Annotated in this window: 11 protein-coding genes and 1 riboswitch; of the genes, 7 read left to right on the forward strand and 4 right to left on the reverse strand. The window is 48.5% G+C overall.

Annotation, left to right across the window (positions count from 1 at the left end):
* Window positions 1-65 precede the first annotated feature (65 nt).
* Window positions 66-917, forward strand: a complete 852-nt coding sequence (locus tag J3482_RS04580; protein WP_146821137.1) for a hypothetical protein — start codon at window positions 66-68, stop codon at window positions 915-917.
* A 175-nt stretch (window positions 918-1,092) separates the two neighbouring features.
* On the opposite strand, the gene J3482_RS04585 is transcribed toward J3482_RS04580, so the two are convergent.
* Window positions 1,093-1,881, reverse strand: coding sequence for an SDR family NAD(P)-dependent oxidoreductase (locus tag J3482_RS04585; protein ID WP_146821135.1), 789 nt, complete (start codon window positions 1,879-1,881; stop codon window positions 1,093-1,095).
* Window positions 1,882-2,008: 127 nt separating this feature from the next.
* A riboswitch (cyclic di-AMP (ydaO/yuaA leader) is annotated at window positions 2,009-2,147 on the forward strand.
* Window positions 2,148-2,153: 6 nt separating this feature from the next.
* Here J3482_RS04585 and J3482_RS04590 point away from each other — a divergent pair.
* The 4 genes from J3482_RS04590 to J3482_RS04605 all read left to right on the forward strand — a co-directional run bounded on the left by J3482_RS04590 (window position 2,154) and on the right by J3482_RS04605 (window position 4,320).
* Window positions 2,154-2,786 (forward strand): cell wall hydrolase, encoded by a 633-nt coding sequence (locus J3482_RS04590; RefSeq protein WP_146821133.1) that lies wholly within the window; start codon window positions 2,154-2,156, stop codon window positions 2,784-2,786.
* A 201-nt stretch (window positions 2,787-2,987) separates the two neighbouring features.
* On the forward strand, window positions 2,988-3,158 hold the full coding sequence (locus J3482_RS04595; protein WP_188332075.1) for a hypothetical protein: 171 nt from the start codon (window positions 2,988-2,990) through the stop codon (window positions 3,156-3,158).
* A 288-nt stretch (window positions 3,159-3,446) separates the two neighbouring features.
* The gene (locus tag J3482_RS04600) at window positions 3,447-3,647 is read left to right on the forward strand and encodes a cold-shock protein (RefSeq protein ID WP_021296303.1); all 201 of its coding nucleotides are present in this window, start codon (window positions 3,447-3,449) and stop codon (window positions 3,645-3,647) included.
* A gap of 208 nt (window positions 3,648-3,855) precedes the next feature.
* Window positions 3,856-4,320: a hypothetical protein gene (locus J3482_RS04605; RefSeq protein WP_146821131.1), complete on the forward strand. Its 465-nt coding sequence runs from the start codon at window positions 3,856-3,858 to the stop codon at window positions 4,318-4,320.
* Window positions 4,321-4,499: 179 nt separating this feature from the next.
* Here the strand turns inward: J3482_RS04605 and J3482_RS04610 are convergent, their stop codons facing one another.
* Window positions 4,500-5,693 (reverse strand): WD40 repeat domain-containing protein, encoded by a 1,194-nt coding sequence (locus tag J3482_RS04610; protein WP_206922112.1) that lies wholly within the window; start codon window positions 5,691-5,693, stop codon window positions 4,500-4,502.
* A gap of 406 nt (window positions 5,694-6,099) precedes the next feature.
* On the opposite strand from J3482_RS04610, the gene J3482_RS04615 reads away from it, so the two are divergent.
* On the forward strand, window positions 6,100-6,669 hold the full coding sequence (locus tag J3482_RS04615) for an HDIG domain-containing metalloprotein (RefSeq protein ID WP_146821127.1): 570 nt from the start codon (window positions 6,100-6,102) through the stop codon (window positions 6,667-6,669).
* 73 nt (window positions 6,670-6,742) lie between these two features.
* On the opposite strand, the gene J3482_RS04620 is transcribed toward J3482_RS04615, so the two are convergent.
* Window positions 6,743-7,036, reverse strand: coding sequence for a Dabb family protein (locus tag J3482_RS04620; protein ID WP_146821125.1), 294 nt, complete (start codon window positions 7,034-7,036; stop codon window positions 6,743-6,745).
* Between the two features lie 245 nt (window positions 7,037-7,281).
* Here J3482_RS04620 and J3482_RS04625 point away from each other — a divergent pair, with 245 nt between their 5' ends.
* Entirely contained in the window at window positions 7,282-7,482 is a 201-nt protein-coding gene (locus tag J3482_RS04625) for a cold-shock protein (protein ID WP_146821123.1), read from the forward strand.
* 414 nt (window positions 7,483-7,896) lie between these two features.
* Here J3482_RS04625 and J3482_RS04630 read toward each other — a convergent pair whose 3' ends face one another.
* Entirely contained in the window at window positions 7,897-8,202 is a 306-nt protein-coding gene (locus J3482_RS04630) for a hypothetical protein (protein WP_146821121.1), read from the reverse strand.
* Between the last annotated feature and the right edge of the window lie 284 nt (window positions 8,203-8,486).

Here is an 8,486-nt window from a genome sequence, read left to right on the forward strand (position 1 = left end):
GCCAATAAGCTGTTTTGTGATACAAAATTGTGGAGTCTTTTTATTCGCAAGGGGGCGGTTTGACGATGACTCGCTGGACCGAGATACCGCAAAAATTTGGTCTAGGATTGAGGCCATGGCAAATCGCCTATATGGTGCTCTTTGCAGTGTTTGGTACGCTCGCAAATCTGTACAACGGATCGGACATAACCGTTTTGATTATGTGCAGTTATGTCTACATCTTGCTTAGCATTGGCTCTTTAGGGGTATTGTTGCCACATTTTCGACGCACTTTGTTTCGGAAAGGTGACCCGCTGCGCCGCCATGGTCGCACTCGTCGTGGACTTGTGGCCGGAATGGCCTGGAGACTTTATTTGTATATCTTGGTTCCGGCTTTCTTCATTGCCATCTTGGAGGCGTTTAGCGCCATTATCAGCGTGTTGATTCGCTTCGGGCAATCGAATGTGCCCAACCAACCTGGGGTTTTAGATTACCTGACAGGGGTTTTGGCGGGGACGGAAGAGATGTGGAGATGGAGCATGATTGGGACAGTTCTCGTTGTGCTTCACATGCTGAGTCGTCAGATGTGGCATCGGGCCTCCGTGCGCGCTGTCGCCTTTACCATCGCGTTTGGTTTGAGCTCTTTGTCTTTTGGCGCAGGTCACATTCTTGAATTTGAGACCCACCGGTTACGCGCGTTGTTCCTATTTAGCGGGCTTGGGGCACTGTTAGCGCTCATGACCATCATTACGGGGAGAATTGTCCTTGTCATGTGTGTGCACATGTTATACGACATCTGGGTAACGTACTTAGCTGGAGCTGATGAGCATACCGGCACGGTCTTTGGACTCATGCTCTATGTGGCACTGTTGGTGGCACCTCTTGTGACACTCTTGTGGCGACGCCACATTTTTTCGCGATCGCGTATTTGGCAATAACATACGAGAAAACAAATCTTACAAAAACTTAATGCTATATTTACGCCTACTTGACGTTGCTGCGTTAAAGTTTCAGTTGAGCGTTGCTATCTGTCTAATTGCGAAGCAACACCCCCTATGAGTGAATGGACCGCCTGTGAGAACGTGTTCTCTCGCAAGCGGTCAATTTTTTAAATTAGGTCAGTGACTTACGCTTCTGCATCCATTCGTCGAATTCTGTTGCCACTATCCGTTCCCCCGTCACACCTGCTGCCTCGGGGGATGACAGGTAGACAATCGGTCGGGCCATAATATCGGGGGACAAGATGCCTGGCATCGAATCGAAGACATCAGCGAATTCGTCTGGCAGCATGCCAGTGCGTGTGGCGCCGCCAGGTAGCAAAATATTTACGCTTACCCCAGTGTCGCGGAGATCTTCTGCCATGATGTAGGACAATGATTCGGCCCCGGCGCGGGACGGGCCGTATGGAACAAATCCTTTGCGTCGCATCGTTTCGTGGTTCATAGAGATGTTGATAATTCGCCCGTGGCCTTGCTCTACCATCATGGGCGCAAACGCGCGCGCGACTAAAAAGTAACCAGTGAGGTTGGTCTCGATGAGATTGCGAAAGCCTTCTGGGGATACCTCGTAAAAAGGCTGCGGCTCAAACATGAATTTTTTATTGACGGTGCGCATGCCAATGCCTGCGTTGTTGACGAGTACATCGAGTTTGCCCCATTGGGCGTTTACCCACGCAACCGCTGCACGGATGCTGTCGGTTGAGCGCACATCCATAGTCAACTCATACGCGTCGAACCCTTCTTCGCGCAGTTGCGAAACCACTTTGGATAACTTTTCTCCCCCTCGCGAAGAAATGGCAACTGTGGCACCTTCCTTGAGCAATGCGCGTGCCATCGCATAGCCTAACCCGCTAGAAGATCCTGTGACGAGTGCATGGATACCTGATAATCGTTGATTGGACATGTGATGGTTCCCTCCCAGATATTGCTCATATTGTCTCGTAATCTGCATGTGAAAACAAATTTTCTTTCATTACAGGAAGATTTTAAGGGGTGAATATTGAGTGGTTGTCCTGTAAACTCGTTGAACGTAATCACATGAGCCGAATCATCGAAAAATCGGTGTACGGGGGATTTTTGGTCGTTTGACCTGGGGTGAATTGCGTTTGCAACGGGTAGCTCGTTATCCGAACCCGACAACTAACCTCGGAGGCATAAACGAGAGGACGGTTTTGCATGCGTTTATCACGTTTGTTTGTAGGTACCTTTACAGCCGCTGCCGTTTGGGGTCTAGCGATGACACCTGCATTTGCTGCCACCACTGTGACGGTGCAACCAGGAGATTCTCTGTGGAAGATTTCGCATGCACGCGGAATTTCGCTTCAGTCTCTGGAAAGTGCCAACCCTTCGGTGAATCCAGCAGATTTGTTGGTCGGAACGGTTCTAAAGCTCCCTACGACAAGTAATGTGGATGCTGCAAATAGTAACGATAGCACAGAAGCGCAAAACTTGTATTGGATGGAGCACATTATTAACGCTGAGGCGGGTGGTGAGTCACTCGAAGCCCAGGTTGCTGTGGGAGACGTGGTGTTACACAGGCTGGAGAGCGGTCAGTATGGCAAGACCGTACACGATGTCGTGTTTCAGATTGACGGGGGACATTACCAGTTCTCCTGTGTTCCTGACGGTTATATCTATCAGACGCCGAATGCATCAAGTGTAACAGCGGCCGAACGGGTATTGGAAACGAATGACGATGAAGTACCAGGTGCTTTTGTTTTCTATAATCCCGCTCAAACGCCCGCGAGTAGTTGGGTGAGATCGCAAAAAACCATTGCGCAAATTGGAGATTTGGTGTTTGCGAAGTAAGTGGAGACACAGGGCAATCTGTGCTGTTCGTAAAAAATGGGCGGGTTCTGAACTGGAACCGCCCATTTTTGTTGTGGCGCTGTTCCAAACTTTCCACACGTTGCCCGAGGCGTGTGCGATGATCTTGGGGAAAATGAAAGCACACCGGAAGGGGGCTTTCACCCGGGTGAGGTTCCAGATGTCTAGACGAGGGGGGAAAGCATGGCAACGCTCCGGCAAATCGTCGATTATTTGGAGTCCAGTGATTATCGTTCACAAGCGGGTCATCTCGCGCAGGATCCCATGTTTTCTGAGTTAAAACAGCTCGCAAAGAAACAGCGACAGCCCGAGTATTCAGCGGAAGTACGGCAAGAAGCTGTCGACGAATGCTGAGGTCGTAAACTGCGGGAATATTTTTATGGAACGCGCGTATAATGATGACGTGCAGCTGTTGTGTGATTTATCCATCGAGCGCACGTGTCTTTCTTGACGAATGCTTCCGGAAGCGCACGAGTCAGATGAGTGATTGACACTTGGTGAAAATGGGTGTACAGTTACGCTAAATAGCAACTGCACGAACATGTACTGATACATGAGCCGTATTCTCTAGCGCCTTTCGTCTGGGGAACGACTTTTGTGTAAATTGAAAGTGTGCTTTAGGCACCATGGAGGAATTACTGCATGCAACAGGGAACAGTTAAATGGTTTAACGCAGAAAAAGGTTTTGGCTTTATTCAGGTTGAAGGCGGCGACGATGTGTTCGTGCACTTCAGCGCAATTCAAGGCAATGGCTTCAAAACCCTGGATGAAGGACAAGCTGTAGAGTTTGAAATCGTCGAAGGTCCAAAGGGCCCACAGGCTGCGAACGTTTACAAGCTGTAATTGGCTGTTAACCGCTCATGCGAATTTATTCGCATGAGCTTTTTATTTTCACGTTGTCTGTCGCGTTGATGTCGGCGCCATCGCTAAGCAGAAGTTGCTTGGCGGTGGCGCCGTTTTGTTGTAAGCCGGTTATCGCATCCTGCCGTTTAGAAATTTCCAGATTGCTCATTATACATAGTGGACAGTGGAACCCGAAGGAGGAATGATTGTGGATCAGGAAGTTGAACGCGAGGTTCGCAAAGTGGCGGAGCAAGCCGCTAGGAACTTTCGGGCAGAATTCGGCGACGAAATATCTGGGCTGAGGAATCAGGTCGTTGAAATGCAGAAAATGATCAAACAATTGGGTGGGAACGATACGGCACATAACGAGGAAGGCCAGAATTCGGATAATCTTTTGCAACAGCTGTCTGAATTTGGGCAGACGTCGCAGGAACATCAACAGCGGACCAATGAACAGCTCATGCAATGTATCCAACAATCCGTTCAGTTGCTAGGACAAGCGCTCAAGTTTCTTCAGACCAATCAGGTCCTTACGCAAATGAACCTATTTATCGCGAATTCTCAGCAACAACTGCAGACGCAGCAAATGCAGGGTCAGCAGTTTGAAAAGCTGGGCGAGCAGTATATGCAGCAAGGGCAGGGGAATCGAGAACGAGAACGGGAGTACCACTGAAGCTGTAGTGGAAGTCTTTTTTGAAGCGATTTTGAGACAGTCGATATATGCTAAATTTGGGTTCTAGCTGGCGCTAGCCCACCTTTCACATAGAGGCTGTCCCGAGCGTGAGCACGACTGCTAAGGACAGCCTCTTGATTTGTGGCTTTGAAATTCTGCTTAGAAAACTGCAAGGAGAATTACTTGGACCAGCCGTAAATTACCGACGTCATATCATGAAATGGTGACTTGTCCCCGCCAATTTGTGACCACGTACTGCTCTGGTATTGCCAAAGGCCACCTAAATCTCCACCATCGCAAGTCAACACGCCAGAAGGCGACCATTGAAACGCTGGGGGACTCGCGTTGCGATCAGATGCAGAGGTTTTGTTCCAAATGGTTACCCAATGCCCAGATTTCAATTGGTAGATGTGGTCTGTCGCAGCATCACTGACTGTGAGGACTCCTGAGGGAGACCATCCAAATTGTCGGATGCCGTGTGATGGAGATGCCACTTGTGCATTGCCAAGTGCAGACCATGTACCATTTTCCAAGGCCCACAAACCAGTGGATTGTCCACCTGCACCCGAGACTACCAAATCTCCTTCCGGAGACCATCCAACTTGTGAGACTGTGTCAATGGGACTTTTGCCGCCCGGTTGGGTCCATGTCCCGTTACGATATTGCCAGACGCCATGATGGTTTGTAGCCACCGTAAGAACGCCATCCGGAGACCAGGATACCTGGATTGTGTCTGCAGCAAACGGAACGTGTGCAGAATTCAAGTTTTCCCATTGATTATTAAGATACTGCCAAACGGTTGTCGATCCGTCCGAGGCTTCTGACACAACCGTAAGGGTGCCTTTTGGCGACCATTGTATGGATTGGATGTAACCTAAGGTTGCACTGCCATTTACAAGTTGCCAGCGCCTGCCAGATTGTCGCCAAATGCCGTTTGTTTGACCGTCATCGGGCGCTGCGTAGAGGATGTTTTGAGGTGACCATGCGTGAACGGTGATGGTTCCATCACCGTTGATGGATATGGCCTGCCAACCCTTGTTATATTCCCAAAGGGCTGCTTGACTTCCGTCGAACATATTTCCATCACTGCCGACCGTCGCGGCTGTCGGTGTTCCGTCCCCTGAGAAATCGAGCGTTTGAAATGGATCAGTCGGTACGCTGGTTTCAGAGCTAGGTGGCAAGTCGACCCACTTTCCTTTGATGTAGGCGTATGCGCTGTCGTTAGCCACAGCCGTCAACGTCCCTTTGGGCACGGTAGCAGGCGGTGGGGAATTTGGTTGGGCGGATGGTTGACTGCCACATCCGCTTAGGAGCGCGCCAATTGTCAACACGGACATGGTGCTAATGGTTATCTGCAATCTATGCTTCGGCATTTGAGTCCTCCGGTGAATAAGATGTCGTGTCCTACAAACCAACATTGTACCTTACGTATCCTCTCTACTAATAGGTAATTGTTGAGTGTTAGGCTATTTAAAACAGGAGAGATCACGAATTGTTTAATTATTTTCCTTCATATGGATAATGAAGGTGCGGATTGCGTCGAGATGGTTCAGTGGTCAATGAAAAAGGGCGGCCTTATGACGGCCGCCCCACATGTGGGGGTATGCGATATGCAAGTACAGTATAAGGCGAATGGTTGCTCGAAAGCTATCGAAACCGTTTACATGCTAGGCGCAGACCAAGTTTACCCTAGTCCATCTAGCGTGCGGGGATGTAAAATAGAAGTGTTTTGAATTGACAGTACTTGATGCTGTTTCATATCGATTCTGGGGGGATTACATGAAAACGCGTGCAGAGGCCTTGCAGTTGTTGAAACATTATACGAAATCTGAGTCCTTGTTACGGCATGCGTATGCGGTGGAAGCGGCTTGCCGCGCCTATGCCAAAAAGTTTGGAGAGGATGCAGAAAAATGGGGCATAACCGGGTTATTGCACGATTTTGACTACGAAATGTACCCTTCAAAAGAAGAACATACGATTGTCGGAGCTCGCATTTTAGCTGAACAAGGGTACCCGGAGGACGTTATCTATGCCATCCGCGCACACGCCAGTTACAATCATTTGCAACGCGACACGCAGTTGAGCAAAGTCGTATTCGCGTGCGATGAAATATGTGGTTTCGTGATGGCTGTTGCCATGGTTCGACCGACAAAGAACCTCGCAGAAGTAGAAGTGCGAAGTGTGAAGAAGAAACTAAAAGACAAAGCGTTTGCTCGTGGTGTGAACCGGGATGATGTCTATTTGGGTGTTGAGGAACTGGGCGTAAGCCTCGATGAGCACATTGCGACGGTGATTGGCGCTTTAGCGGCGATTGCACCGGAACTCGGCCTTGACGGCGTAAGTGCCTAAGTTCTATAGGCCACGGGGACACGTTGGGGGCTGGGGAGAAGAATGCTCCCCAGCGTTAACGAAAGTTGCAGCATCAGATTTCGAAATCGAGCACAATAATGTCCTGGCGGCCAATATCTAAGGTGTATTGAACAAACTCTTGATGTTTTGGGTGAGGTATGTAGTGGTCAAGTGCCTCACGATCTTTGAAGCGAACGGTTAAACCAACCTGAAATCCTTGATTTCTTCCTGAGAAGTCCCGGCCAGCCACAAAGTCAACAATTCCTGGTATTTCATCCTGAAGTGTGGCTGCCTTTTTAATGCACTCCTGCATTTGCTCGTCTGTGGTATGGGGACCAAATTTGAATAGCACAACGTGTTCGACCACTTGTCATCCCTCCATTCGTGATAGAAATACCATACCTCATGTCGTGTCATTGCGCATCTTCTTGGCATAGGTCTTTTGTTTGGATAGCAATGCCTAATTGACACGCGCTGGAAAACGGTGTAGAATACAGATTGAGCAAGGGTTTCACTTGCTTGATACAATATCTGCTTTCAACTCGACCCTGGTCGTATTGGGCAGTATTTGTGCAAATTGAAGTGTGCATGTAGCACCATGGAGGAATTTTTTTGCAACAAGGTACAGTGAAATGGTTTAACGCTGAAAAGGGCTTTGGGTTTATCGAAGTTGAAGGCGGCGACGATGTATTCGTGCACTTTAGCGCAATTCAAAGCAATGGTTTCCGTACGCTTGATGAAGGTCAACGCGTTGAATTTGATATCGTTGAGGGTCCTAAGGGTCCACAAGCGGCAAACGTAGTTCGAGTATAAGTAAAAAAAAGGAGCCTGTGCAGTGATGCATGGGCTCTTTTTTTTTTCGACTGCATATGAGGTTGGATGACGTTTTCTATGCGGTTGTTTTTCTACAAATGTAGACACACATAGTCCCGTAACCTATAATGATGTCGGTAATGTGTCGAATAAGGTCGAACGTCGTCGACGGGTGGTGTTTACGGTGTTTTATTGCCTTAGGTGTCAGAGTCTTGTCCCTGAGGAGCGTGCCCAGTGGGTATACCAAACGGGGTTTCGCCGAGTAGATAAGCAAGTATACCGATTAGGCCGATGTGGAGATACATACTGTAACGCGCCTGACAGACAACCGGTTACGGAGAAAAAGCTGTTGCCTGAGTTCGGGGACAGAGACATAGACTGAATGTCGGTCGAACAGTTATGCGATGGATATTCTCATTCATGTTGCAAACTTAAGTGAACGGCATACGTTGTTCGTGCGGGGTGTTCTTTGAAGCCCATATGCACTGGTTCTAACATATCCATTAGAAAAAATGCATCATGATGAAAATCGTAGACGAGTCGGCCAATGGGCTGTGGAACATCGAGGCCTGTTTCACGTGCCATCGCCCGTGTCCCATGGTCTTTTGGCGAATGAATGGGTGCCAATTTAATGATACATTCGTGTTCTGATACAATCTCAGCGTGTAGTGGTTCCCATACTGTAATACTGTGATCCGCGAATAAGAAAGACGTCGACATGATACCCTCCAATGATACGATTTCCCCTAATTTATAACGAATGATTTCACATCCATACGAACATCATGCATTGGTGCATTTTGAATTGCAAATTTGCGTTTTTGCGTGAAGTCGGTCGCTTGTTTTATGCCTCCACAACTTACTGCGGCAATCGACCATTTCCCTTGGGAGATGGTCATTTATCTGAGCGTTTTGCAGAATGGCGTTTTTGGTTGAAGTGAAAAAAGAATCAGCATCGCAGTACAGCTAAAGCGCCTTACATATAGTGGATATCGGTCGGTCAT

The organism is Alicyclobacillus suci (assembly GCF_017329615.1).
Taxonomy (GTDB): Bacteria; Bacillota; Bacilli; order Alicyclobacillales; family Alicyclobacillaceae; genus Alicyclobacillus; species Alicyclobacillus suci.